Below are 25,053 nucleotides of genomic sequence, written 5' to 3' on the forward strand. Positions count from 1 at the left end.
GGGGCGGGCAGCATCTGGCCGGCCGTCACCGTCCCTCGTCGGCCCCCTTGCCCTCCTGCGGTCCCTTGCTCTCCCGCGATCCCTCGTCCTCCTGCGGCCCCTTGCTCTCCCGCGGCTCCTCGTCCTCCCCCGCTTCCCGCAACGCCGCCCAGCGGACCTCCCGAGCCGCACCCCGGTGCCACACCGGCTCGACGTGATCCGCCGGATCCATGGGGTCGACCAGCTCGGACGAGTCCAGCGCGTCGAGAGGTTCCGGCGGGTCCAGCCACGCGACCGGCTCGGCCGGCCCGGCGAACCCTGCCGGGGCCGGGGGCAGAGCAGGACCGCGGTCCACCAGCGCGTCGGTCCCGGCGTAGCCGCCGGCCCCGCGGAACCCGGCCGTCCCGGCGTGCCCCACGGCCTCGGCAGGCTCGACGTGCCGCGCCGGACCGCCGTGCCCGACGGACGAGAAGTCGTACAGCTCCGACTCCGTCAGGGGCACACCCGACTCCTCGCGCACCCCACGCCGCCCCCTCCAGGTCCTCCGGGTCCCTCCCTGTGACCCGGTGCTCCGCTTCCTGCACCGCCACCCCCGCACCGCCACTGCCACCGGCATCCCCACCCCCACGGTCCACGGGACCACCGCGCCCCCCACCTGCCACCACACCGGTCCGAACCGAGCCAGTGCGGAAACCCCCAACGGCCCACCGCTCAACCCCGCGAGCGTCCCCATCAGCACCCCGCACCCGACCCCCGCCAGCAGCACAACCCCCACGGTCCTCCCCCGGGACCAAGCGCCCCGGGCCCCGGCCGCCCCCACCGCGCCAGCCCCGCCCACCGTGCTGTTCCGGCTTCCCGGGCCACCCGCCGCCCGCGCCACGAACACGCCCAGCGTGACTCCGGCGGCCACCGGCACGACCCCCGCCGCCCAGTTCCACAGTGTTCCGCTCCCCGCCTCGGGCACCGCCGCCAGCAGCGGGAACTGTGGCAGCAGGGGCGCCGGGTCGGAGGACAACGGCGCCACCACATGCCCGGCGCCGAGGACGAACCCCGGCCCGAGGGCGTACGCCGCCCCCCACACGGCCGCGTTCGGCACCAGCGCCACACACAGCAACAGCACCGCGAACCGCCCCGACCACCCCTCCGTCAGTTGCAGAAACGCCTCCCGGGCCGCACCCAGGTGCCACACCGAGGACACCGCCACCAACAACACCCCGCCCCCGAAGAGCACCGCCGCACCGGCTCCCGCCGCCCGCCCGGCGACCCCGAGCCGCTCCCGCCCGTCCACCCCGGGGAACAGCCGCCGCACCCCGCCGGGCAGCAGGAGCAGCGCGCTGTCCACGGACCCGCGGGGACGGCCCTGTGCCGACCACGCCCCCGCCCCGGCGGCCAACGCCGCGACCACCGGCACGCACACCGCCGTCCACGCCCACGAGGGCCGCAGCGCACCGCCGGCGGCGTAACAGGCGGTTCCCGATCCGACCGCGAGGTAGCCGAGCACCACACCCGCCCACGCCGCGGGGGCACTGCCGGACACCGTGCCCTCGTCGTCGTACCCCCCTTCCACCGCGTCTCGCGCCGCGCGCCACACCAGCCACACCGGCAGCCCCAGCAGCAACAGCGGTGTGACGCCGACCGGTGCCGGAACCCCGGACAGCGTGTCCACACGCACCACCTCGGCGCCGTGGGCCAACAGCCAGAGCGCGGCGGCGACATGCAGCGCGCCGCCCGGCCCGCTGTCGGGATACGGCGAGCTGATCCACAGCACCATCACGAGCACGGCGAACGAACCGAACCCGAGCCCGGCCGCGAGCGCTCCCCCCAGGAGGCCGGCGGCCAGCCCGGATGATCGGTCACGCATCCGGCTGAGCAGGGGCGACAACGACGGTCGGCGAGCGGTCATCTGGATCACGCCCGTCATGCTCCCAACGACACGCGCTTTCCCGTCGTAACAGGCGAAGCCCCGTTGTGTCGCTCAATATATGTTTATGTACTTTTTCGCCCGAAGGGTTCGCCGGTGACCCAGAGCCCTGCCACCCCGCTCCCCTCCCCCGACCAGTGCCGACACCTGCGCGTGGCGGCCTCGTTGACGCAGGCTCAGGTCGCCGCGCGGGTGGGGGTCACCCAGGGGACGGTGCGCGCGTGGGAGTCCGGCCGCACGACACCGCGCGGCCACAGGCGGGAGGCGTACGCAAAGCTGCTGGCATCACTGACCGGGACGGCCGAAGCGACGGACACCCTGAAGACGAACACCCGGAAGGCGGCACCTCCCACCCGGATGACGGTGCGCCGGGGCAAGGACTCAGGATCCCCCCGAGCGGCATCGGCCCCCGCGACCACCCCGGTCACCCGCGCTCCCGTCGCCACTCCGCCCGGCACGTCCCCGACCCCCGCTCAGGCCTTCGACGCGCTCTACGCCTTCTGCGCCCCCGCGCTCGTACGGCAGACCTACCTGCTCTCCGGGCGGCGCGAACTGGCGCGGGAGTCGGTCGAGCGGGCGTTCCAACTGGCCTGGCAGCGCTGGCCCGAGGTGGCCGTGGACCGCGACCCGCCGGGCTGGGTACGGGCGACGGCGTACGAGTACGCACTGTCCCCCTGGCACCGGTTCCGGCCCCGTTACCGCAACCCGGAGCCGCCCCCGGCCGACGCGTCCGACCGTGCGCTGCTGGACGCCCTGCTGGCCCTCCCCGCGCCGTACCGCCGCACGCTCCTCCTCTACGACGGTCTCGGCCTCGATCTCCCGGAGACCGCGGCGGAGACGGAGGCGAGCACGCCCGCGGCCGCGAACCGGCTGCTGCACGCCCGCGCGGCCGTCGCCGAGCGGCTGCCCGAGCTGGCGAACCCCGCCCGGCTGCACCGGCGGCTGGCGGAGGTGGCGTCCGCCGAACGGCTGCGCGCCGCCAAGCCGCCCACGGTGCGGACCGGCGGCGAGCAGCGGGCACGCTTCTGGACCAGGACGGCGATCGCGTTCACGGTCGCGATCGTCGGCGCGACCGCGCTGACCCTGCGTACCGCGCCCACCCGCTACGAGCCCCCGGTTCCCCCCGGCGAGACCGTCCAGGGCGTCCCCCCGCGGGCGGCCCCGGGCACGCTCTCGAACAAGGAACTGAAACTGCGGTCCAAGCTGAGATCCGAGACCCAGCACGGTCCCCAGCGGCTCATCCCCCTGCCCGGCTGATCCCTCCCCACCGCGCCGCCCCGCCGCCCCCTCCGCCGCCCCGATGTTCCGCCGCTGTGCCCCTGCCCCTGCTCCTGTCCCTGCCGAGTTCACGGTCGGCCGAGCCCACCGCCGGCGAGCGGCGCCGCCTGCCGGCACGGTGCCAGGAAATGCCGGTGGGCCCGCCCCCGCAAGGGGAACGGGCCCACCGGCACGTGGCTGAGGATCAGCCGGCCGCGAGGATCTCGCGGGCCAGCTTCGCCGTCTCGGTCGGCGTCTTGCCGACCTTGACGCCGGCGGCCTCGAGGGCCTCCTTCTTCGCCTGGGCGGTGCCGGAGGAACCGGAGACGATGGCGCCGGCGTGGCCCATGGTCTTGCCCTCGGGCGCGGTGAAGCCCGCGACGTAGCCGACGACCGGCTTCTTCACGTTGTCCTTGATGAAGGCCGCGGCCCGCTCCTCGGCGTCGCCGCCGATCTCACCGATCATGACGATCAGGTCGGTGTCGGGGTCGGCCTCGAACGCGGCGAGCGCGTCGATGTGCGTCGTGCCGATGATCGGGTCGCCACCGATGCCGACGGCGGACGAGAAGCCGATGTCACGCAGCTCGTACATCATCTGGTAGGTCAGCGTGCCGGACTTCGAGACCAGACCGATGCGGCCCGGCTTCGTGATGTCGCCCGGGATGATGCCGGCGTTCGACTGGCCCGGCGTGATGAGACCGGGGCAGTTCGGGCCGATGATCCGGGTCTTGTCGCCCTTGGACCCGGCGTACGCGTAGAACGCGGCCGAGTCGTGGACGGCGATGCCCTCGGTGATGACGACCGCGAGGGGGATCTCGGCGTCGATCGCCTCGACGACGGCGGCCTTCGCGAAGGCCGGCGGCACGAAGAGGACGGACACGTTGGCGCCCGTCTTCTCGATCGCCTCGGCGACGGTGCCGAAGACCGGGATCTCGGTGCCGTCGATGTCGACGGAGGTGCCCGCCTTGCGGGGGTTCACGCCACCGACGATGTTGGAGCCGTCCGCCAGCATGAGCTTGGTGTGCTTCATGCCCGTGGCACCGGTCATGCCCTGGACGATGATCTTGCTGTCCTTGTTCAGGAAGATAGCCATGGCTGTTCTGTCCCTCTTCCCTTACTTCGCAGCCGCGAGCTCGGCGGCCTTGTCGGCCGCGCCGTCCATGGTGTCCACACGCTGGACCAGCGGGTGGTTGGCGTCGGAGAGGATCTTGCGACCCAGCTCGGCGTTGTTGCCGTCGAGACGGACGACCAGCGGCTTGGTGACTTCCTCACCCTTGTCCGCGAGCAGCTGGAGCGCCTGGACGATGCCGTTGGCGACCTCGTCACAGGCGGTGATGCCACCGAAGACGTTGACGAAGACGGACTTGACGTCCGGGTCGCCGAGGATGATCTCCAGGCCGTTCGCCATGACGGCGGCGGAGGCGCCACCGCCGATGTCGAGGAAGTTGGCGGGCTTGACGCCACCGTGCGCCTCACCGGCGTACGCGACGACGTCCAGGGTGCTCATGACGAGACCCGCGCCGTTGCCGATGATGCCGACCTCGCCGTCGAGCTTGACGTAGTTGAGGTTCTTCGCCTTGGCGGCGGCCTCGAGCGGGTTGGCCGACGCGTGGTCGACGAACTCCTCGTGGCCCGGCTGACGGAACTCGGCGTTCTCGTCCAGCGACACCTTGCCGTCGAGGGCGATGACGTCGCCGGAGGCGACCTTCGCCAGCGGGTTGACCTCGACGAGGAGGGCGTCCTCCTCGATGAAGGTCTTCCACAGCGTCACGAGGACGTTGGCGACCTTGTCGGCGACCTCGGCCGGGAACCTCGCGGCCTCGACGATCTCGCGGGCCTTCTCGGGGGTCACACCCTCGTTGGCGTCGATCGGCGTCTTGGCGACGGCCTCCGGACGGGTGGCCGCCACCTCCTCGATCTCCATGCCGCCCTCGACGGACGCGATGGAGAGGAAGGTGCGGTTGGCACGGTCGAGGAGGAAGGAGACGTAGTACTCCTCCAGGATCTCCGGGGCCGTCTCGGCGATCATCACCTTGTGGACCGTGTGGCCCTTGATGTCCATGCCGAGGATGTCCGTCGCACGGGCGACGGCCTCGTCCGGGGTGGCGGCCAGCTTCACGCCGCCGGCCTTGCCGCGGCCGCCGACCTTCACCTGGGCCTTGACGACGGACTTGCCACCGAGACGCTCGGTGGCTGCGCGGGCCGCCTCAGGCGTGTCGATGACTTCACCGGCCAGCACCGGTACATCGTGCTTGGCGAAGAGGTCCCTCGCCTGGTACTCGAACAGGTCCACGCGCTTCCGTCCCTATCAGTGATCTCGCGGTTCGTTGTCTGCGTGGGCGTGCCGCGAGGGCAACGTGACGTCCGCTTCGTCTGTCAGTCACAAGGGAGGCGCACACGGTGTCCGAGCGCGCGGCATGTCCGTCTCGCAGGTTATCGCTGCTTGCAGGAGGCCCCTAAATCGAGGGTCACACCTGAGCGGTGATACCTGTCACATGATGCCGGGATCACTGGCACCCCGTGCCGGATGTGAGGCGGACGCGAGTCCGCTGGGCGGGCTCTCGGCGGGATGCCAGCGGGGCCTCACCGGGTTGGGATTGGCCCGGTGAGGCCCCTGGAACAGCCCCTCAGGGGCTCAGGGCGCGCGATCCCCACCCCAATGGGGACCACTCGACCCCGTCCATGAGGTCTCGGCCCGACAGACCGATGGCTTTCGGCCGTCCGGGGGCTGACGCCTCACGGAGTCAACCGGTCAGTCGCGGTTCGCGCTGCCGGAGTGTGTGGTGTGCGGGCCGCCCGGACTGCGCGGCCCACGCCCTTCACCTCACCTGCGTCGCCTGCGTCCCATACGTCACCTGCCCGGCCTGTACCGCCTGGCTTGCCTGCCTGGCCTGGCTTGCCTGTACCGCCTGGCCTGCCTGGCTTACCTGTACCGCCTGGCTTACCTGTACCGCCTGGCTTACCTGTACCGCCCGGCTTGCCTGTACCGCCCGGCTTGCCTGCCTGCCTGGCTTACCTGCCTGGCTTCCGTGGCGTGCCACCCGGTGTGACCCTTCCGGTCCGTCCGGCTCCGACGGCTCCGGACGACCGGCCGGGCGACGCCGTCGACGTGACACCGGCATCGGGGACCGGCGGCATGCCCGCACCGGAGCGGGCGACGTCCGTGCAGGGAGCGGGTGGACGACCGGGGTGGGCCGCTCCGGCCTGCGCCGAAGAATCACCCGGGAGGGGAAGCGGGGTCGCCCGTCCTACACGGGGAAGACCTGGATGCCCCGGTGTGCCTGACCCGCGTCCCGGCCGCGTCGGAGCGCACGACACCGCCGGAGACCAGCCGTAGCGGCACCGGATGACACGACGCGACGGCAGGCTCGTCGTGTCGCCTCGGAGCACCTCCGCCGAGCACCGGCCCACCGCTCAGGACACCGTCGTACCCACCGGCGGGCCCGGGGGGCTCGGAGGACTCGGGGAGGTCCGGTGCGACCGCGGTCCGCCCGGTCACCGCGGCCGGTGTGGGCCGGCCCTCCGCCGCATGCGCGTGTTCGCCGCGGAGGAACGCGAGCGCGACCGACGGACCCGGCAGCAGGGCGAGTTGCAGCACGCGCCGCCTCACCGCGCCGCGCGGCACGCGCGGGGCGGCAACAGTCGAAGCGGTGGGCCAGGTCAAGAGGGGACGTTCCTCCCGTGCGGCGGCAACGTGGCCCCAGATCCTTGCACGGGCGCCCCTCGGTTGCGCAAGCCCCTGTTACCGATGGGTAAGCATGTCGGCCGTGCCCCTTCCGCCGGCGTTCCCTCTCCTCTCAGGCGGTGTCCGGCACCGGCAGCGGACGCTTCTCGATCGCCGCCGCCAAGACCTCCGGGAAGAGATCGGGCGTGCAGGCGAACGCCGGCGCCCCCAGCACCGCGAGGGCGGCCGCGTGCTCACGGTCGTAGGCGGGCGCCCCCTCGTCCGACAGCGCGAGCAACGCGACGAACTGCACGCCCGACGCCTTCATCGCCGCGACCCGCTTGAGCATCTCGTCCCGTATACCGCCCTCGTACAGGTCGCTGATGAGCACCACCACCGTCTCGGCGGGCCGGGTGATCTGCGACCCGCAGTACGCGAGCGCCCGGTTGATGTCCGTACCGCCGCCGAGCCGGGTGCCGAACAGGACGTCCACGGGGTCGTCGAGCCGGTCGGTGAGGTCGACGACCGACGTGTCGAAGACGACGAGCCGGGTGCTGATCGCCCGCATCGACGCCAGCACCGCCCCGAAGACCGAGGCGTACACCACCGACGACGCCATCGACCCCGACTGGTCGATGCAGAGGATCACCTCCTTGCGCACGGACCGCGACGCCCGTCCGTACCCTACGAGCCGCTCCGGCACGACCGTCCCGTACTCGGGCAGGTAGTGCTTGAGATTGGCGGCGATCGTGCGGTTCCAGTCGATGTCGTGATGACGTGGACGGCGGACCCGCGTGCCACGGTCGAGGGCACCGGTGAGGGCGGCACGGGTGCGGGTGGCGAGCCGCTTCTCCAGATCCTCGACGACCTTGCGGACCACGGCCCGTGCCGTCTCCTTCGTCGTCTCGGGCATCGCCTTGTTCAGCGAGAGCAGCGTGCCGACGAGATGCACGTCGGCCTCCACCGCCTCCAGCATCTCCGGCTCCAGCAGGAGCGCGGACAGCCCGAGCCGGTCCATGGCGTCGCGCTGCATGATCTGTACGACGGAGGAGGGGAAGTACGTCCGGATGTCCCCGAGCCAGCGGGCCACCGACGGCGCCGACGCCCCGAGCCCGGCCGAGCGGTCCCGCCCCCCGCGCGCCGCGCCGTCCTTCCCGTAGAGCGCGGTGAGCGCCCCGTCCATCGCCGCGTCCCGCCCGGAGAGCCCGTGGCCGGTCCCGTCCGCCGTCTCGCCCCCGAGCACCAGCCGCCAGCGCCGCAACCGCTCCTGTCCGGCTTCCGTCGTCCCCGCGTCGATCGTCGTCATGTGCCCGCCTCCGCAAGCTCGTCGTCGACCCTGCCGGGGTCCAGCCCGAGCAGCAGCCGCACCACCGGCAGGACGGCGTCCGCGCGTCCCGCGTCGAGCCCGGCCGCGAACCCGGGTGTCCCGGAGCCCGCGCCCGTCCCTCCGCCGCTTCTGTGGCCAGGGCCGCGCCGGACCAGTTCACCGAGCGTTCTGCGCACTCCCGCCTCGTACGACGAGAACGTCCGCCGCAGCAACGGCAGGACATCGGTGAACGCCTCCGCCGGCACCGCCGTGAGCCACCGGTCGACCAGCCCGAGCAGCCGTTCGTCGTGCACGAGGAGCATCCCGCCCCCCGCTCCGCCCCCGACGAATCCCTCGATCCAGCCAGCCGCGTCCGACGGCGGTGTCCCCGGTGACAGGGCGAGCCCCATGAGTCGCGCCGCTTCGTCCTGGTCCACCTCCCCCTCGTCCAGAAGCAGCCGCACGGCCCGCCCTCGGATCACCCCTGGCACGCTGTCCCGTCGGGAGAGCACCCCCAGCACCCCCCGCCAGCGCGCCCGCAGGCCCCCGCGCCCCTCTCCTGGTTCGCCGCTCCGGTCCCGTCCCTCACCGAGACCCCGGCCTCCCACCTCGAAAGCACCGGGCAGCCCTCCGCCACCGCCGGTCACCCGGGCCCCGGGGGAACCTCCCAGTGCGCCGCCGGGCGCGCCGCCAAGTTTCTGCTCGCCGACGTCGCCGACCTCGGCGGCACCCGGCAGCCCCCTGCCACCCCCCGTCTCCCCGTCCCCGTGCGGAGCTCCCCCCGCTCCGGCGGGCGCGCCGCCGAACACCCGGTCGCCCCGCTGGACGGCGCCCGGCAGTCCTTCCCCGACGCCGGCCTCCACGGCCTCGGACCGGCCCTCCTGTGCTTCAGTTCCAGCGGGCGTGTCGGCCCGGTCCGCTCGGCCGCCCGCCCGGTCCATCCGGCCTGCTCGGCCCGGCTGTCCTGGCCGGTCGGCTCCGTCGGTCCCGTCGGTCCCGTCGGCCCCGTCGGCCCGCCCCGGAGGCGCCGCCGTCTCCTCCAGCAGTCCCACCGCCCCGTGCACCGCGTCCACGTGGCGCCGCATCTCGTCCGCCGCGTCCGCGTCCAGCGAAGCGCAGGCCGGGGGGAGGCCGACGAAGATCCGTTCGGCGAGGCCCGCGGCCACCTCCGCCAGCGCACCGGTGTCGGTGCCGCGTACGTCGCCGTAGCGCAGCGAGCGGACGAGCGCGGGCAGCGCCTGGGCGAGATGGCCGACGTCCGTGTCGAGGGCGGCCCGGTCCGCGAGGACCCGCATCACCGTGGGAAGCGCGTCCGGCAGCCCGGCCAGCAGACAGCGCTCGGCGAGCCCTGTCACCTCGCCGAGGCCCCGCGCACCGACGGCTTCCGCCTCCGCCCTGGCGGTGGCCGCGGCGAGCACGGTCGTCCCCCACACCCCCGCCTCGGCGGTCCGCACCGACAGCTCCGGCTCCCACCGCAGCCGCCACGTCTCCCGGAACGTCCCCGTGCTGCCGGGCGAGGCGGCCGGCACGCCCCAGCCGACGCGCAGCAGCCGCAGCCGGTGCAGGAGCCTGCTGCGCTCGGCGTCGTTCTCCTTGCGCAGATCGAGCGCCAGCTCGCGTTCGTCCGCCTCCGGTCTGAGCCGCAGCCGGCGCTGAAGCCGGTCGAGGTCGCGCTGCAACGGCACCGCGGGCGCGCCGGCCGGCACCTCACCCAGCACGTCCCCGACCACCAGCCGGTCGCGCACCAGCGCCAGCGGAACGTCCGACCCCTCGCACAGCACCGCGCGCGCCGCGTCGGTCGTCTCGCTCAGTCCGGGCAGCGGACGACCGCGCACCGCGGCAAGCGTCTCGGCCAGCCGGACCGCCTCGATGACGTGCGCCGAGGACACGATCCGGTCCTCCTCACGCAGCAGGACCGCCACCTTCGTCAGCCAGCGCTCGACCGGCCGGTCCCGCGCACCGAACAGATGGGCGTACCAGCCCGGCGAGTCGATACCCGCGCCGTACCCTCCGGCCCGGGCCAGCCTGCGGTGTGTCCACGGCACCCAGGTCAGGTCGGCCTTGACCTTGGGCAGCCCCTTGAGCAGCGCACGGTCGGCCGCGACGGCGGCCTTCAGGCGCAGCGCGGGCACATGCCAGGCGCCGCACACCACCGCCACCGCGTCCTCGCCGAACTCCCTCTGCGCCGCCCGCACCTGGAGACGCATGTACGCCTCCCGCACGAGGTCCCGGTCGTCACCCTCGCGCCCCGCGTCGGTGTCGTAGGCCTCCCTGAGCGCGCCCATGGCCTCCTCGATCACGGCGAACGGCGCGAACGGGTCCTTCGCCCCCGTGGACCGATGCTCGACGACGTCCTCCCACCAGCGCTCCGCGTCGTCGTACCCGGCGACCGCGGCGAGCCCCCCGAGCGGATCGCCCCGCACCTCTTCCCCGACGCCCTCCTTCTCGTTCCCCTGCTCGCTCTCGCCGCCCTTGACGCCCTCCTCCCTCTTCCACGCCAGGGTGTGCGTGGCGGGGAGGTCGATGAAGCGGGCGGGGACACCGTGGTCCAGCGCCCAGCGCAGGGCGATCCACTCGGGGGAGAACGCGGCCATCGGCCAGAAGGCGGAGCGGCCGGGCTCGTCGACGGCGTGGGCGAGCAGCGCGACCGGCGGGTGCATGTCCTCGTCGGCGGCGAGCGGGATCAGCGCGTCGGCCTCGGGCGGCCCCTCGATCAGTACGGTCCGGGGCCGGGCGGCGTCGAGCGCCGCCCGTACCGCCCGCGCCGACCCCGGCCCGTGGTGACGCACCCCGAGCAGCAGCGGCCATGGCGCCCCCGCGTCCGGGCCGCCGCCCTCGTCGGCTCCTGTCATCCCGCCGCCCCACGCCTGCGGGGCCACCTCGTGTCGTCGTCCACTGTCACCCTCCACGCTCCCCGGGCCCACGCCCGGATCCCGGTGCTCCCCTTGTCGTCCCTGTCCCTGTCCCCGTGGCCGCCGTGGCCGCGGTAGGTCCCGTTCACGCGCTCACCTCCCGGCAGGCTCGGTAGAAGTCGGTCCAGCCGGCACGTTCCCGGACGACCGCTTCCAGGTACTCCTGCCAGACGACACGGTCGGCCGCCGGGTCACGGACGACGGCCCCGAGGATGCCCGCGGCCACGTCCCCCGCCCGCAGCACGCCGTCCCCGAAGTGCGCGGCCAGCGCGAGACCGCTGGTGACGACGGAGATGGCCTCCGCGGTGGACAGCGTTCCGCTCGGTGACTTCACCTTGGTGCGGCCGTCGGCGGTGACGCCCGCGCGCAGTTCCCGGAAGACCGTCACCACCCGGCGGATCTCGTCGACGCCGTCGGGGGCGGCCGGCAGGTCCAGGGAACGCCCGATCTGGTCGACGCGCCGGGCGACGATGTCGACCTCGGCCTCGACGGTCTCCGGCAACGGCAGCACCACCGTGTTGAAGCGGCGGCGCAGTGCGCTGGACAGCTCGTTGACCCCGCGGTCGCGGTCGTTGGCGGTGGCGATCAGGCTGAACCCGCGGACCGCCTGCACCTCCTGCCCCAACTCCGGTATCGGCAGCGTCTTCTCCGACAGGATGGTGATGAGGGTGTCCTGCACGTCGGCCGGGATACGGGTCAGTTCCTCCACCCGTACCGTCGTCCCCTCCGCCATGGCCCGCATGACGGGGCTGGGCACCAGCGCGGCCCTGCTCGGCCCGTTCGTGAGCAGCTGCGCGTAGTTCCAGCCGTAGCGGATCGCCTCCTCGGGTGTCCCCGCGGTGCCCTGCACCAGCAGCGTCGAGTCACCGCTGACCGCCGCCGCCAGGTGCTCGGAGACCCAGGTCTTGGCGGTTCCCGGGACACCGAGCAGGAGCAGGGCGCGGTCGGTGGCGAGGGTCGACACGGCGACCTCGACGATGCGGCGCGGGCCCACGTACTTCGGCGAGATCGTGGTGCCGTCCGGCAGGACGCCACCGAGAAGGTAGGTGGCTACGGCCCACGGCGACAGCTTCCAGCGGGCCGGACGCGGGCGCTCGTCCTGCGCGGCCAGCGCGGCGAGTTCGTCGGCGAAGGCGTCCTCGGCGTGCGGGCGCAGTGCCTGAACCGACGCGGTCCCACTCGGCTCCACGGACGTTGGATCTACGGACACAGACATGGCTGAGGCCCCCTCCAGCTCGGCCGGTTGCGATCTGGTGTCCACCGTGCACCACACCACTGACAATGCGACCTGACCTGCACAAACGCACTCGCGCCCGGGTTCGCGGGACCGATTGTCAGTGGGAGGATCTACCTTCGGGGACATGACTCAGCAGGGGGTGCGCTGGACCGCGGACCAGGTGCTGGCACTGGCGCCTGACTCCACGTCACGCAAGGCGGGGAGCGGACTCGGCACGGCCGGTCCGTGGTCCGGGACGGGCAGTTCGCGGGAGGGCGCGGTGTGGGGGCTGTGCGAGGGCGGTGGCGGCCTGCCCTACCGGACGGTCGTCGACACCGCGGACGCGGCCGGTCCGGCGTACAGGTGCAGCTGCCCGAGCCGTAAGTTCCCCTGCAAACACGCGCTCGGGCTGCTGCTGCTCTGGTCGGGCGGCGAGGGATCGATGCCGGCGGGGCAGGCACCGGACTGGGCTGAAGAGTGGATCGCGGGGCGCAGGCGTGCGCAGGAGAAACGGGAGGCGGGCCCCACGGGTTCCGCGACCGGCCCCGCCGATCCGGAGGGGGCGCGCCGCCGGGCGGAACGGCGCGCCGAGCGGATCACCTCGGGGGCGACAGAGCTGGAGGAGCGGCTGGCCGATCTTCTGCGCTCCGGCCTGGCCTCGGCCGAGCAGTCGGGGTACGGGCTGTGGGAGGAGACGGCGGCCCGCATGGTCGACGCGCAGGCGCCCGGACTGGCCGCCCGGGTGCGGGAGTTGGGTTCGATACCGGCATCCGGGCCGGGCTGGCCGGTGCGGCTGCTGGAGGAGTGTGCGCTGCTCCATCTCCTCGACCAGGGCTGGCTGCACCGTGAGCGGCTGCCGGACGCCCTGGCGGCGACGGTCCGCGCCCGTGTGGGCCTGCCCTCCTCGGCGGTGGGCCCGCCGGTCCGGGACCAGTGGCTGGTGCTCGCCCAGTACGACACGCCGGACCCGAAACTGACGACCCGTCGCATCTGGCTCCACGGCACCACCTCGGGCCGCACGGCACTTCTCCTCTCCTACGGCGCCGCGGGGCGCGCACCGGAGCTCTCGCTGCCCGTCGGTCTCGCCCTGGACGCCGAACTGTCCGCGCACGCGGGCACCGGGCAGCAACGGATGTCGCTGGGCGAGCAGTTCGCCCCGCCCGTCCCCACCGGAATCCGGCCCCCGGGCGTGACGCCGACCGAGGCGACCGCCCGGTACGGCGACACCCTGCGCCGCGACCCCTGGCAGGTCTCCGTCCCGGTGACGCTCGACGCCGTCGTCCCGACGCCGGCCGACGGCTCCTGGCAACTGGCGGACGCCGAAGGCGACACGGCCCTGCCGCTCACCCGCCTGGCGGCCTCCCGACCCGGCCTGTGGCGCCTGGTGGCCCTCTCGGGCGGTGCCCCCCTCAGGGTCTTCGGCGAGTGCGGCCACCGTGGCTTCACCCCGTTGACGGCCTGGCCGACCGGCGCTGGAGAGGCGGTACGGCTGTGCTGAACCGAGCCCCGCGACTGCCCCGACGGCCCCGAACAGAACACCACCCACCGCTACGGCCGCACCGATGCCCAGGGGCGCCACGGCGGCCACCCCGACCACGACGATGACGACGGCAAGAGAAGGGAGCCCGATGAACGCGCACCCGTCCCGCCTTCCGACGCCCGCCTGGGAGGACCTGGTCACCGCGGCCCTGCTCGGCACGGACCGCCGTACACCCCCGGGGGCGGCCCCCGGCCGGTCCGCGCCGGCCGCCCTGCTGGACGCGGCGGCCGCGGAGACCGTACGCCGACGGGCCGGCCTGCGTCCGGGTCCGGCGGCCCCCCTCCTGGAGCCCGCTCCCGAGGACCCGCGCCCGAAGCTGCCCGTCGCGGCGGCCCGTCGGCTCGCATTCCTCCTGGCCGACCGCCCCGGCACCGGCACCGGCGGCCGCCGAGGTACGGCACCGGATCTCATGGAGCTGCTGCCCCAGTGGCTGACGGCGGTGAACACCCGGGGGTTCGCCGCGCCCGCCGAGTCCCTCCCCGCACTCCTCGACGCGGCACGCGGACGTACGGATCTGCGCGCGGCGGCGCTGGAGTTCGCCGGGCCGCGGGCCCTGTGGCTGGCCCGGCTGAACCCCGACTGGCGGTTCGCACTGCGCGCGACCCCGGGCGGCGGCGCCTCACTGCCCGGCCCCGACGAGCGCCGGCGCGTCGAGACGCTCTGGCAGGAGGGCCTGTTCGCCGAGCGCGTCGCCCTCCTGGCGGCGATCCGCTTCCGCGCCCCCGACGCGGCCCGTGAGCTGCTGGCCGCCACCTGGTCGACGGAACGGGCCGAGGACCGGCTGATGTTCCTGGACTCGCTGCGCACCGGCCTGAGCGCACGGGACGAACCGTTCCTGGAACAGGCGCTGGCGGACCGGAGCCGCAACGTGCGGGCCACGGCAGCGGAGTTGCTCTCGGCGCTCCCCGGTTCGGCGCTCGCCGCGCGGATGGCGGTCCGGGCAGGCACCTGCGTGGCCGTCGACCACACCGCCGACACGCCGACGCTTGTCGTCGAGGCACCGCACGAGTGCGACGCGGCCATGGAACGCGACGGCGTGTCGGCCAAGGCGCCCCCCGGCCGGGGTGAACGGTCCTGGTGGTTCGGCCAGCTGGTGGAAGCGGCCCCGCTCGCCGCCTGGCAGGCGCGTCTGGGCGGCCGTACGCCGCAGGAGATCGTGGCGCTGCCGGTGGCCGACGACTGGCTGAGCGAACTGCACGCGGCCTGGTGCCGGGCGGCCGTACGGCAGCGCGACGCCGACTGGTCCCGGGCACTGCTCGGGGCGCCGTCCTCGCCCGGCGCGGGCGGCCCGGGCGCGGTCTCCCTCGCCGAACGGGCCAAGCTGCTGGGCACGCTTCCGGTGGCCGAACGGGCCGACTGGGTTGCCGGTTTCATCGCGGCGCACGGCCTGTCGGAGGCGTTCCAACTGCTCGGGGTCTGCGCCGTGCCGTGGGCCGGGCCGCTCGGCCGTTCCGTCGTGGACGCCCTCAACATCGCGCGGGACGCGGGGAGTTACCCGTGGAGCTTCAGCGGCGTGATGGGTCTGGCTGAACGCTGTCTGGACCCCGCGGAGGCGACCCGCCTCGACGCCCTCCTGGCCGTTCCGGACGAACCGGAGGACGCCTCGCCGGGCGCGGGTGGCTACTGGGCGGAGGCGTTCCAGCGGCTGGGAAGGACGCTGCGGCTGCGGGCGGTGATGGCACAGGAGCTGGAGGTGCCGTGAGGGGCGGGAGCCGAGGGGGAGTCCGGGGGCGGCACCCCCGGTGGGCGGCCGCCCGAGCGCCCCGCGCGACCGCCGCTCAGGCGCCGGCGGGCTGCCGCACGTTCGCCCGGACCCAGTCCACGATCGAAGCGGTGGTCGCCCCCGGCGTGAAGATCTCCGCGACGCCCTTCTCCTTCAGCGGCGCGATGTCCGCCTCCGGGATGATGCCCCCGCCGAAGACCAGGATGTCCGCCGCGTCCCGTTCCTTCAGCAGCTCGATCACCGCGGTGAAGAGCGTGTTGTGGGCCCCGGACAGGATGGACAGACCGATCGCGTCGGCGTCCTCCTGGATCGCGGTGCCGACGATCTGCTCGGGCGTCTGGTGGAGCCCGGTGTAGATGACCTCCATGCCGGCGTCGCGCAGCGCCCGCGCGATCACCTTGGCCCCGCGATCGTGGCCGTCGAGTCCCGGCTTGGCCACCACCACGCGGATCGGACCGGCTGCCACACCCATCACTGCCTCCATGAAGCGACTACGTCCATCCTCAATGGCACGGACCCCCCGTGCCAGACCCGCCCGGGGAAGTGAACGAACGTTATCGCCAGCATCCCGCAACCGGCAGTTTCACGGTGTCGACCGAGGGGGAAATCACACGAAGGGACACGTTCACCGCGCACCGCTCCCCCACGTCACGGGGAACAGGCGCACCGGGAGCCGCAACGAGGTCGCCGTACCGTCCGCCAGAGGCCGCTGGCGTGGCGGTGCGGCGCATCGGAGGGCACGATGGGCACGTAGGACAGGTAAGGCACGACAGCGAGGAGCCTCGTCGCCACGCCGGCAGGGATCCCCGTACGTCACCGGTGCAACGGGTGTCACACAAGCCGTACACACCCCGCACTCCGGCCGAACCGGCCCCACGCCCTGTTGTGCCCGATCGACCTCCTCCAGCGCGACTTCCACGAGGGCACACGGGGGACAGAGACGTCCTCGGCGTGCCGACAGGAGGTCGGCCATGAAGGTCACCCGGGCACTACAGCCCTTTATTCCGTTGTGTCAGCGTCTGTTGCCGGACCTGCGGACCCTGCCGGGCATCCTGAACCTCTCGAGCCTGCCGAACCTCCCAGGTCTCCCCGGCCTTCCGAGCAGACTGGCCGGACTGTCCCTGACCCTGCTCAAGGCGACCGCCCTCGACCTCGCGATACTCGCGGGACACCTGCTCCTCTACCCCTCCGGCATCGCCCAGGAGCGCCGCGCCGCGGTCCGCCCGGCGCTGTCCGGGACGCCGTCCGCCGGGGACCCGCCGCAGTTGCCGACCCAGGCCCCGCCCCCCGTCGTCCTGCTGCACGGGTTCATCGACAACCGTTCGGTGTTCGTCCTGCTGCGCCGCAGCCTGGCGCAGCACGGCAGGCACCGGATGGAGTCGCTCAACTACTCGCCCCTGACCTGCGACATCCGGACCGCGGCCGAGCTGCTCGGCCGGCACATAGAGGAGATCTGCGAGCGCACCGGCAGCCCGCAGGTCGACGTGGTCGGACACAGCCTGGGCGGCCTCATCGCCCGCTACTACGTGCAGCGCCTGGGCGGTGACGGCCGCGTCCGGATCCTGGTCACGCTGGGTACCCCGCACTCCGGCACCCGGGTGGCGCCGCTGGCGAACGCGCACCCGATCGTGCGCCAGATGCGCCCCGGGTCCGCGGTGATCGAGGAGCTCTCCCGGCCGGCGCCGGGCTGCCGTACGCACTTCGTCAGCTTCTGGAGCGACCTCGACCACCTCATGGACCCGCTGGAGAGCGCCTGCGTCGATCACCCCGACCTGCTGGCGCAGAACGTGCGGGTGACCGGGATCGGGCATCTCGCCCTGCCCGTGCACCCGGCCGTGGCCACCGGCATCCGGCAGGCCCTCGACACGGCGCAGACGGAAGGGTCCCCCGGCGCACGGACGGGCACCCGCAGCGGCCTCTCCCGCGCCGGCTCGCAGACCGACGGCCTCACCGTGGCGTGACGGCCCTCCGCCGAGGCCCTGACGAGGGCCCGGCGGCGCGTCACGACAGCGCTTGCACGGCCGCCCGACAGCGGGCGCAATTAGAACGCTATTCGAACGTAGAGCCAAACCCGCGTCCGCCGTTCCCCGAAACACGGCCGAATGCCCCTTTCCCGCGGGCACGAAACCTGCGGAAGATTGTCGTGCCCGCGTACTGCCGGGTACAGTCGCCGCACTGCTCTGGCAGCCCCTGTTGTCGGCGAAAGAGAAGTTGGTGAACGACCGTCACCCGTCGGGGAGCATGACCACCCCGACCCCGGCTTCCGACGCCGCTTCGGCGACCTACGCGTCGTACGGCGCCCAGGAAGCCCAGCACGACGACTTCACCGCGTTCCATGGCTACGAGACCGGCGCGTTCGACGCCGGCACCCACGCCACCGGCCACTTCATGGCGGCCGACCCCCTCTTCGGTGAGTTCCCGGGCGGCGACACGACGGCCGTCACCGGCACCTACGACGCCACCCAGTGGGGTACCGGCGGCCATCAGCCCCTGGACACGGGCAGCCACCAGAGCCTCACCTACGACGGGTACGCGGCCCAGCACCACGCCACGTACGACACGGGCGCGTACGACGCCGGCGCGTGGTCCACCGATCACCACCAGCACCTGTCCGCCATCCCCCAGCAGGGGACGGCACCGGATGCCAGTGGCCACGGGGACGCGAGCGCCTGGCTCCAGCCCGACCACTCCGCGAGCCCCGCCGACCGGACCCAGCAGTGGGAATGGGGCACGCAGAACTTCGACACCGGCGCGTACGACGCCACGCAGTGGAACTCCGCCGGCGGCGAGACCGCCCAGCAGGCCGCAGACGAGTACGAGCAGCAGGCCGAGGTCCCCTTCGACCAGCAGGCCACCGCCACCTTCGAGCAGGTCGGGTACGACGAACACGGCCCGGCCGAGGGTGAGTCGTCCGACGACGCTCCGCTCCTCCTGGACGACCAGGAGGAGGCCGCGCCGGCAACGTCCTTCGCCCCGGGCGGGCGGGCGGCCGGGCGCGGCGCCGGCCGATCCCGGCGCCGGATGCCCGCGAAGCGCTCCGCGCTGCTGACCGTGGCCGTGCCGTCGGCCTGTGTCATGGGGGTCGCCGGCATCGCCGCGGCCTCGGTCGGCACACTGACCGGTGGCGACGACAAGGACACGACGGCGTCCGCCTCGGACGCGCAGGCGGTGAAACCGTCCGCCGCCAACACCAAGCTGGACGCCCAGCTCGAGACGCTCAGCGCCGGCGCCGACGACTTCGCCGACCGGGCCAGCCGCACGCAGGAACGCATCGACCTCAAGGCGCAGCAGGAGGCCGAGAAGAAGAAGGCGGCGGCCGAGGCGGCCCGCAAGGAGCGGCTGCGCCCCAAGTACGCCCTCCCGGTCGCGCAGCACGGCCTCAGCGCCTACTTCGGTCAGGCGGGCATCAACTGGATGTCCCAGCACACCGGGATCGACTTCCCGGTCTCCTACGGCACCACCGTGATGTCGGCCACCGACGGCACCGTCCGGACGCAGTGGAACAGCGCCTACGGCAACATGCTGATCATCACCGCGAAGGACGGCACGGAGACCTGGTACTGCCACCTCTCCAGCTACCGGGTGCCCTCCGGCACGACGGTCAAAGCCGGTGAACCGGTCGCGTACTCCGGCAACTCCGGCAACTCCACCGGACCGCACCTGCACTTCGAGGTCCGGCCCGCGGGAGGATCCGCGATCGACCCGCTGCCGTGGCTGCGCAGCCACGGGCTCAACCCGACGTAAGTGCGCTCCGCGCTCCGGCCCCCGCTGTCGCAGCGGGGGCCCGCTCGTGCTCTACGCCGTGTCCGGCCTAGAGCTTCTCCACCGGCGCGTACCGCAGGAGCAGCCGCTTCGGTTTGACGTCGCCGAAGTCGACCGTCGCCTCCGCGTTCGCGCCCGTGCCGTTCACGCCGACGACCGTGCCGAGACCGAACTGGTCGTGGGTGACGCGGTCCCCGACGGCCAGCGCCACCACCGGCTTCTCGGCGCTCCGGCGCGTCGCGAAGCCGGAGGCGCCTGCGGCCGAGGAGCGTGAGCGGGACGAGGACAGCGAGGCCGCCACACCGGAGACGGGACCGGAGGCCACGGGCCCGGCCGCCCCCGTCCGCTTCCAGTCCACGTGCGCAGGCGGAATCTCCTCCAGGAACCGGGAGGGCGGGTTGTAGGACGGCTGCCCCCAGGCGCTGCGCAGCGCGGACCGCGTCAGGTAGAGCCGCTCTCGCGCGCGCGTGATGCCGACGTAGGCCAGCCGGCGTTCCTCCTCGAGCTCCTTGGTCTGACCGAGGGCGCGCATGTGGGGGAAGACGCCGTCCTCCATGCCGGTCAGGAAGACGACCGGGAACTCGAGGCCCTTGGCGGTGTGCAGGGTCATCAGGGTGATGACTCCCGAGCCGTCCTCCTCGTCGGGGATCTGGTCGGAGTCCGCCACCAGGGCGACCCGCTCGAGGAACGCGGAGAGTCCGGCCGGGGCCGTGGCCTCGCCCTCCGCCTCGCTTGCCTCCTGCTCGAACTCCAGGGCCACAGCGGCGAGTTCCTGGAGGTTCTCGATCCTGGTCTCGTCCTGCGGGTCGGTGGAGGCCTGCAACTCGGCGAGGTAGCCGGTGCGTTCGAGGACCGCCTCCAGGACCGTCGCCGGTCCGGCGCCCGACTCCACGATCGTGCGGAGCTCCTCCATCAGCACGTTGAACCGCTTCACTGCGTTCGTCGAGCGCGAGGCCATGCCGTACGCCTCGTCGACACGCCTCAGGGCCTGCGGGAAGCTGATCTTCTCCCGCTGCGAGAGGGCGTCGATCATCGCCTCGGCCCGGTCGCCGATGCCCCGCTTGGGCACGTTGAGGATCCGGCGCAGCGGCACCGAGTCCTCCGGGTTGGCCAGCACGCGCAGGTAGGCCAGGACGTCCCGGACCTCCTTGCGCTCGTAGAAGCGGACCCCGCCGACGACCTTGTAGGGCAGACCGACGCGGATGAAGATCTCTTCGAAGACACGCGACTGGGCGTTGGTGCGGTAGAAGACGGCGACATCGCCCGCCTTCGCGTCGCCCGCGTCCGTCAGCCGGTCTATCTCGTCGGCGACGAACTGCGCCTCGTCGTGCTCGGTGTCGGCGACGTAGCCGGTGATGCGCGCGCCCGCGCCCGCGTTGGTCCACAGGTTCTTGGGGCGGCGGGACTCGTTGCGTTCGATGACGGCGTTGGCGGCGGACAGGATCGTCTGCGTGGAGCGGTAGTTCTGCTCCAGCAGGATCGTCGTCGCGTCCGGGTAGTCCTCCTCGAACCGGAGGATGTTGCGGATCGTCGCGCCGCGGAAGGCGTAGATCGACTGGTCGGCGTCACCGACGACGCAGAGCTCGGCCGGCGGCAGGTCGTACTCGCCCGGGGGGACGTCGACGGGGTGCTCGGAGGTGCCGACCAGCTCGCGCACCAGGGCGTACTGGGCGTGGTTGGTGTCCTGGTACTCGTCGACCAGGACGTGCCGGAACCGGCGGCGGTAGTGGTCGGCGACGTCCGGGAAGGCGCGCAGCAGATTGACCGTCGTCATGATCAGGTCGTCGAAGTCGAGGGCGTTCGCCTCGCGCAGCCGCGACTGGTACATCGCGTAGGCCTGGGCGAGGGTCTTCTCGAACCCGTCCGCGGCCTGCGCGGCGAAGTCCTCCTCGTCGATCAGCTCGTTCTTCAGGTTGCTGATCTTGGCGCTGAACGATTTGGGCGGGTAGCGCTTGGGGTCGAGGTCCAGGTCACGGCAGACCAGGGCCATGAGGCGTTTGGAGTCGGCCGCGTCGTAGATCGAGAACGACGACGTGAAACCGAGCCTCTTGCTCTCGCGGCGCAGGATGCGCACGCACGCGCTGTGGAAGGTCATCACCCACATCGCGTTCGCGCGCGGGCCGACGAGCGCCTCGACGCGCTCCTTCATCTCGCCCGCGGCCTTGTTGGTGAAGGTGATCGCGAGGATCTGCCCCGGGTGCACATGCCGCTCGGCGAGGAGGTGGGCGATGCGGTGGGTGAGCACGCGCGTCTTGCCGGAGCCCGCGCCGGCCACGATGAGCAGCGGGGTGCCCGCGTGGGCGACGGCGGCGCGCTGGTTGTCGTTCAGCCCCTCCAGGAGCGCGGCGGCGTCCAGCACGGGGCGCGGGGCGCCGTCGCGGTAGTGGGTGTCCCGGTCCGGAGGCACGTCGAACTTCCCGCCGAACAGATCGTCCGGAACCGACTCCGGTCCGTGATCGTCCTCGGGCGGTGGCGGGGGTTCCTCCTCGTGGGCACGGGGGCCCTGGAGGTTCGCCAGGAAGCTGTCGTCAAAGAGGCTGCTCATCGCTCTACGAGTCTAGGGGGCGCCACCGACAACCGGCCGCCGTCCCGGAACTTCCCCCCCTGCCACCCTCCGGGAGACCCCGGTCACCATCCGCGACCGGGGCGGCACGGGCGGCTGAACATGGCCTCAGGTCACGAAAATGTATCGGGCATATCGCCCAGCAACCTTCACACGGACCACACGAGTTGGCTACCGTGCCGAGCAGGCCGTACGACCCCCGACCGGCGACCCCCGCCGGACCGTACGACCTCCGCCGAGTCCGCCGCGTCCGCTCACGCCGGCCGGAACCGGGAACGACCGCAACCCGGGGTGAACCGGTCCGCCGCCCCCTGGGAGGCGGGCCGCAGGGCAACCCTTCCGACGTACCTGCCCGCACCCTCCCCGGTGCCCGAACGGGCCCGGGAGGGACCCCACCGCCGACCCGGCAGGCGGAGCACTGGAAGGAGTCGCCCCCCTTGGCGTCGCAGCACCGCAAGCCGCGTACCGCGGGCATGCGCGTGGCGGGTGTCCGCACCCCCGCCCTCGCCACCGCCGCCCTCACGTCCGTGGCCCTGCTCTCCCAGACGGCGGACGCCGCCCCGTCGGAGGACGGCCGGCCGAGCCTGGAAGAGGTCGAGAAGAAAGTCGACGACCTCTACCGCCAGGCTGAGTCGGCGACGGAGAAGTACAACGCCGCCAAGGAGAAGACGACCAAGCAGCGCAAGCGGGTCGACGGTCTCCTGGACGAGGTCGCACAGCGCGCCCAGAAGCTCAACGAGGCGCGGGAGAAGCTGGGTTCCCGTGCCGCGGCCCAGTACCGCGCCGGCGCCGCCGCGCCCGAGACCGCGGCCCTCCTGCTCGCGGACACCCCGCAGGACTACTTCGACCAGAACCAGCTGATGAGCCGTCTGACGGAGCGCCAGAAGGGCCTGGCCGACGAGTACGTCACGGAGCGGTCCGCGACGACGCAGCAGCGCCGGGAGGCCACGGAGAGCCTCGCGACGCTCACCGACGCGCAGCACGACCTGAAGACCGCCAAGGCCACCGTCCAGAAGAAGCTCGGCGACGCACGCGAGCTGCTGTCCCGGCTGACGGCTCAGGAGAAGGCCCGCCTCGCGGCGGTCGAGAAGCAGCGTCAGGAAGCGGCCGCGCGCGAGGCGGCGGAGCTGGCCCGGCAGCAGGCGGCGGCACAGGCCGCGGCCCGGCAGGAGAGCGGCGGCGGCACGTCGGGCGCGGGATCGGGCACAGGGCCGAGCGCGGGGTCGAGTACGGCGCCGGCCCCGGTCCCGGCCGGTGCCTCCCCCGTGGACTCCTCGTACGCCACGAAGGCCGAGAAGGCGCTCGCCTTCGCCCGCGCGCAGATCGGCAAGCCCTACGTGTGGGGTGCGACGGGCCCCGACTCCTACGACTGCTCCGGCCTCACCCAGGCCACCTGGAAGGCCGCCGGCGTCGTCCTCCCGCGCACCACCTACGACCAGGTGAACGCGGGCGCCGCAATTCCCCTCGCCGACGCCCGGCCCGGCGACCTGGTCTTCTTCTACGGCGACGTCAGTCACGTCGGCGTCTACACCGGCAACGGCATGATGATCCACGCCCCGAAACCGGGCGCGTACGTGCGTGAGGAGTCGGTCTTCTACGACGGCCAGTCGGGCATCCACAGCGTGGTACGCCCGGCCTGAGAGACCACACGGCCGCCAAGGGCTCGAGGGGCGCCCGGACTCACCCCGGTGAAGGATCCCGGGCCCCGTGTCCACGCCCTGCACGCGCGCGTATTTCCGTGCCCACGCGCGCGTGCCCCGCTCGCGCGGCGCGCCGTGCTCCTTAGCATCGGCCGCATGTCAGGCTCTCCGGCTTCCCCGTCCCCGGCGCCCCCTCTCGGCTCCGCGCTCCGCGACTGGTGGGCGGGGAGGCCGCCGACGGCGGGGGCCGCGGTCATGGCGACCGGCGTCGTGTCGATCGGACTGCACCTCACGGGGTACGACGTGCTGTCCCGCGTCACCCTGGCGATGACGGCCGCCGCCTGGGTGGCACTGGCGGCGGACTTCGCCGTACGGCTGGTGCGCGGGCGCGAGCGATGGCTGACGGAGGCGGGCACTCCGGGGGCGCCGACCGCCGTGGCGGCGACGACCGTACTGGGCACGCGCGTGTGCGCGCTCGGCCGGGTGACCCTCGCCGAGGCGCTGCTGGCGCTGGCGGTGGTGCTGTGGCCCGTGCTGCTGGTGACCGTCGTACGGCAGTGGAGGCGGGGCATGCCGGGGGCGGTGTTCCTGTGCTGCGTGGCCACCCAGGGACTCGCCGTGCAGGGAGCGGTCCTCGCGAAGGCGGAGGCGGCTGCCTGGCTCGCTCACACGGCGCTCGTGCTGTTCTGGCTCGGGCTCGTGCTCTACGCCGTCGCCCTCGCCCTCTTCGACCTGCGCCAGGTGGCCGAGGGCGCCGGCGACCAGTGGGTGGCGGGCGGCGCGCTCGCCGTCTCGGCACTGGCGGGAGCGGAACTCCTCGCGGCCGACGACGGGGGCCTGTACCTGTGGAACGACGACGACACCGGCGTCCTGCGCACGGTGACCGTCGCGCTACTGGTGCTCGCCCTGACCTGGTACGCCGTCCTGCTCGTCGCCGAGGTGCGATGGCCGCGGCCGCGCTACGACATGTGCCGCTGGGCGACGGTGTTCCCGATGGGGATGACGGCGGCGGCGGCCCTGTCCGTGGCCGCCGCCGTCGACGTTCCGTCGCTGAGGGGCCTCGGGGAGGTGCTGCTGTGGGCCGCCGTGGCGGCGTGGCTGGCCGTCGCCGCGGCCGCCCTGGCAGCGGCCCTGGCGTCCGTCAGGTCCAGAGCACCGCGATGAAGACGTTCGCCACGGTCAGCAGGCCGACCAGGCCGAACAGGGGCTTCTCCACCGTCTCGTCGTCGCGCTTCACATAGACGAGCCCGAGGATCACGATCAGCAGGGCCAGCTTCACGCCGATCTTGATGTTGTTGACCGGCTGGTCGTCGGCCTGGTTGAGGCCGACCAGGATGACGCCGGTGACCAGCATCGTCGCCGCGCCGTGGAGCATCGAGGGGACGAAGCGGGCCGCGCCGCGGCCCATCGCCTTCAGCTGGGTGAGGAAGCCGCCCAGCAGCGCCGCGATGCCGATGATGTGCAGGCCGACGAAGAGATGGATGAGTACGTCCATGAGGCCGGATGCTAATCAGCCCCGCGGGTGCGGTCCGACACCGGCCCCCCTTGCGGCCGCTCATGCATATATGCG

Annotated in this window: 16 protein-coding genes; 7 read left to right on the forward strand and 9 right to left on the reverse strand. The window is 73.1% G+C overall.

Translation table 11 applies throughout. The features are described from left to right. Window positions 1-25 precede the first annotated feature (25 nt). The gene (locus OHS71_RS16480) at window positions 26-1,900 is read right to left on the reverse strand and encodes a cell division protein PerM (RefSeq protein WP_328480148.1); all 1,875 of its coding nucleotides are present in this window, start codon (window positions 1,898-1,900) and stop codon (window positions 26-28) included. Window positions 1,901-1,996: 96 nt separating this feature from the next. Here OHS71_RS16480 and OHS71_RS16485 point away from each other — a divergent pair, with 96 nt between their 5' ends. Beyond that, complete coding sequence (locus OHS71_RS16485) at window positions 1,997-3,157, forward strand: sigma factor-like helix-turn-helix DNA-binding protein (protein ID WP_328480149.1); 1,161 nt, start codon at window positions 1,997-1,999, stop codon at window positions 3,155-3,157. Window positions 3,158-3,362: 205 nt separating this feature from the next. On the opposite strand, the gene sucD is transcribed toward OHS71_RS16485, so the two are convergent. The 5 genes from sucD to OHS71_RS16510 all read right to left on the reverse strand — a co-directional run bounded on the left by sucD (window position 3,363) and on the right by OHS71_RS16510 (window position 12,255). Continuing rightward, window positions 3,363-4,250 (reverse strand): succinate--CoA ligase subunit alpha, encoded by an 888-nt coding sequence (gene sucD / locus OHS71_RS16490; RefSeq protein ID WP_328480150.1) that lies wholly within the window; start codon window positions 4,248-4,250, stop codon window positions 3,363-3,365. 21 nt (window positions 4,251-4,271) lie between these two features. Continuing rightward, window positions 4,272-5,450, reverse strand: a complete 1,179-nt coding sequence (gene sucC / locus OHS71_RS16495) for an ADP-forming succinate--CoA ligase subunit beta (protein WP_328480151.1) — start codon at window positions 5,448-5,450, stop codon at window positions 4,272-4,274. A 1,504-nt stretch (window positions 5,451-6,954) separates the two neighbouring features. Then, window positions 6,955-8,127 carry a VWA domain-containing protein gene (locus OHS71_RS16500; protein WP_328480152.1) on the reverse strand — a complete coding sequence of 391 codons (1,173 nt, stop codon included), beginning with the start codon at window positions 8,125-8,127 and terminating at the stop codon, window positions 6,955-6,957. Continuing rightward, window positions 8,124-10,979, reverse strand: coding sequence for a DUF5682 family protein (locus OHS71_RS16505; protein ID WP_328480153.1), 2,856 nt, complete (start codon window positions 10,977-10,979; stop codon window positions 8,124-8,126). Before OHS71_RS16505 ends, OHS71_RS16500 begins: the two co-directional genes overlap by 4 nt. A gap of 145 nt (window positions 10,980-11,124) precedes the next feature. Further along, window positions 11,125-12,255 (reverse strand): ATP-binding protein, encoded by a 1,131-nt coding sequence (locus OHS71_RS16510; RefSeq protein WP_328480154.1) that lies wholly within the window; start codon window positions 12,253-12,255, stop codon window positions 11,125-11,127. 145 nt (window positions 12,256-12,400) lie between these two features. Here OHS71_RS16510 and OHS71_RS16515 point away from each other — a divergent pair, with 145 nt between their 5' ends. Both OHS71_RS16515 and OHS71_RS16520 read left to right on the forward strand, forming a co-directional pair. Then, entirely contained in the window at window positions 12,401-13,753 is a 1,353-nt protein-coding gene (locus OHS71_RS16515; RefSeq protein ID WP_328480155.1) for an SWIM zinc finger family protein, read from the forward strand. A gap of 130 nt (window positions 13,754-13,883) precedes the next feature. Next, window positions 13,884-15,497, forward strand: coding sequence for a DUF5691 domain-containing protein (locus OHS71_RS16520; RefSeq protein WP_328480156.1), 1,614 nt, complete (start codon window positions 13,884-13,886; stop codon window positions 15,495-15,497). A 76-nt stretch (window positions 15,498-15,573) separates the two neighbouring features. Here OHS71_RS16520 and OHS71_RS16525 read toward each other — a convergent pair whose 3' ends face one another. Continuing rightward, entirely contained in the window at window positions 15,574-15,990 is a 417-nt protein-coding gene (locus OHS71_RS16525) for a cobalamin B12-binding domain-containing protein (RefSeq protein WP_328480157.1), read from the reverse strand. A 499-nt stretch (window positions 15,991-16,489) separates the two neighbouring features. Between OHS71_RS16525 and OHS71_RS16530 the strand changes: the two genes are divergently transcribed. Both OHS71_RS16530 and OHS71_RS16535 read left to right on the forward strand, forming a co-directional pair. Further along, window positions 16,490-17,479 (forward strand): esterase/lipase family protein, encoded by a 990-nt coding sequence (locus tag OHS71_RS16530; RefSeq protein ID WP_328480158.1) that lies wholly within the window; start codon window positions 16,490-16,492, stop codon window positions 17,477-17,479. A 280-nt stretch (window positions 17,480-17,759) separates the two neighbouring features. Beyond that, window positions 17,760-19,262, forward strand: a complete 1,503-nt coding sequence (locus tag OHS71_RS16535; protein WP_328480159.1) for a M23 family metallopeptidase — start codon at window positions 17,760-17,762, stop codon at window positions 19,260-19,262. A 67-nt stretch (window positions 19,263-19,329) separates the two neighbouring features. On the opposite strand, the gene pcrA is transcribed toward OHS71_RS16535, so the two are convergent. Further along, a complete protein-coding gene (gene pcrA / locus OHS71_RS16540; protein WP_328480160.1) occupies window positions 19,330-21,825 on the reverse strand; it encodes a DNA helicase PcrA in 2,496 nt (831 codons plus the stop codon). A gap of 491 nt (window positions 21,826-22,316) precedes the next feature. On the opposite strand from pcrA, the gene OHS71_RS16545 reads away from it, so the two are divergent. Then, the gene (locus OHS71_RS16545) at window positions 22,317-23,483 is read left to right on the forward strand and encodes a C40 family peptidase (protein ID WP_328484540.1); all 1,167 of its coding nucleotides are present in this window, start codon (window positions 22,317-22,319) and stop codon (window positions 23,481-23,483) included. 156 nt (window positions 23,484-23,639) lie between these two features. After that, on the forward strand, window positions 23,640-24,647 hold the full coding sequence (locus tag OHS71_RS16550) for a tellurite resistance/C4-dicarboxylate transporter family protein (protein ID WP_328480161.1): 1,008 nt from the start codon (window positions 23,640-23,642) through the stop codon (window positions 24,645-24,647). Here the strand turns inward: OHS71_RS16550 and OHS71_RS16555 are convergent. After that, window positions 24,625-24,978: a hypothetical protein gene (locus tag OHS71_RS16555; protein WP_328480162.1), complete on the reverse strand. Its 354-nt coding sequence runs from the start codon at window positions 24,976-24,978 to the stop codon at window positions 24,625-24,627. The genes OHS71_RS16550 and OHS71_RS16555 overlap by 23 nt on opposite strands. Between the last annotated feature and the right edge of the window lie 75 nt (window positions 24,979-25,053).

Source organism: Streptomyces sp. NBC_00377, assembly GCF_036075115.1.
Lineage (GTDB): Bacteria > Actinomycetota > Actinomycetes > Streptomycetales > Streptomycetaceae > Streptomyces.

Coding starts and splice junctions, on each gene's coding strand:
- sucD (WP_328480150.1), bottom strand. CDS start 4,250: ATGGCTATCTTCCTGAACAAGGACAGCAAGATCATCGTCCAGGGCATG.
- OHS71_RS16480 (WP_328480148.1), bottom strand. CDS start 1,900: ATGACGGGCGTGATCCAGATGACCGCTCGCCGACCGTCGTTGTCGCCC.
- OHS71_RS16525 (WP_328480157.1), bottom strand. CDS start 15,990: ATGGGTGTGGCAGCCGGTCCGATCCGCGTGGTGGTGGCCAAGCCGGGA.
- OHS71_RS16555 (WP_328480162.1), bottom strand. CDS start 24,978: ATGGACGTACTCATCCATCTCTTCGTCGGCCTGCACATCATCGGCATC.
- pcrA (WP_328480160.1), bottom strand. CDS start 21,825: ATGAGCAGCCTCTTTGACGACAGCTTCCTGGCGAACCTCCAGGGCCCC.
- OHS71_RS16520 (WP_328480156.1), top strand. CDS start 13,884: ATGAACGCGCACCCGTCCCGCCTTCCGACGCCCGCCTGGGAGGACCTG.
- OHS71_RS16515 (WP_328480155.1), top strand. CDS start 12,401: ATGACTCAGCAGGGGGTGCGCTGGACCGCGGACCAGGTGCTGGCACTG.
- OHS71_RS16545 (WP_328484540.1), top strand. CDS start 22,317: ATGCGCGTGGCGGGTGTCCGCACCCCCGCCCTCGCCACCGCCGCCCTC.
- OHS71_RS16550 (WP_328480161.1), top strand. CDS start 23,640: ATGTCAGGCTCTCCGGCTTCCCCGTCCCCGGCGCCCCCTCTCGGCTCC.
- OHS71_RS16535 (WP_328480159.1), top strand. CDS start 17,760: ATGACCACCCCGACCCCGGCTTCCGACGCCGCTTCGGCGACCTACGCG.
- OHS71_RS16505 (WP_328480153.1), bottom strand. CDS start 10,979: ATGACAGGAGCCGACGAGGGCGGCGGCCCGGACGCGGGGGCGCCATGG.
- OHS71_RS16510 (WP_328480154.1), bottom strand. CDS start 12,255: ATGTCTGTGTCCGTAGATCCAACGTCCGTGGAGCCGAGTGGGACCGCG.
- OHS71_RS16530 (WP_328480158.1), top strand. CDS start 16,490: ATGAAGGTCACCCGGGCACTACAGCCCTTTATTCCGTTGTGTCAGCGT.
- OHS71_RS16500 (WP_328480152.1), bottom strand. CDS start 8,127: ATGACGACGATCGACGCGGGGACGACGGAAGCCGGACAGGAGCGGTTG.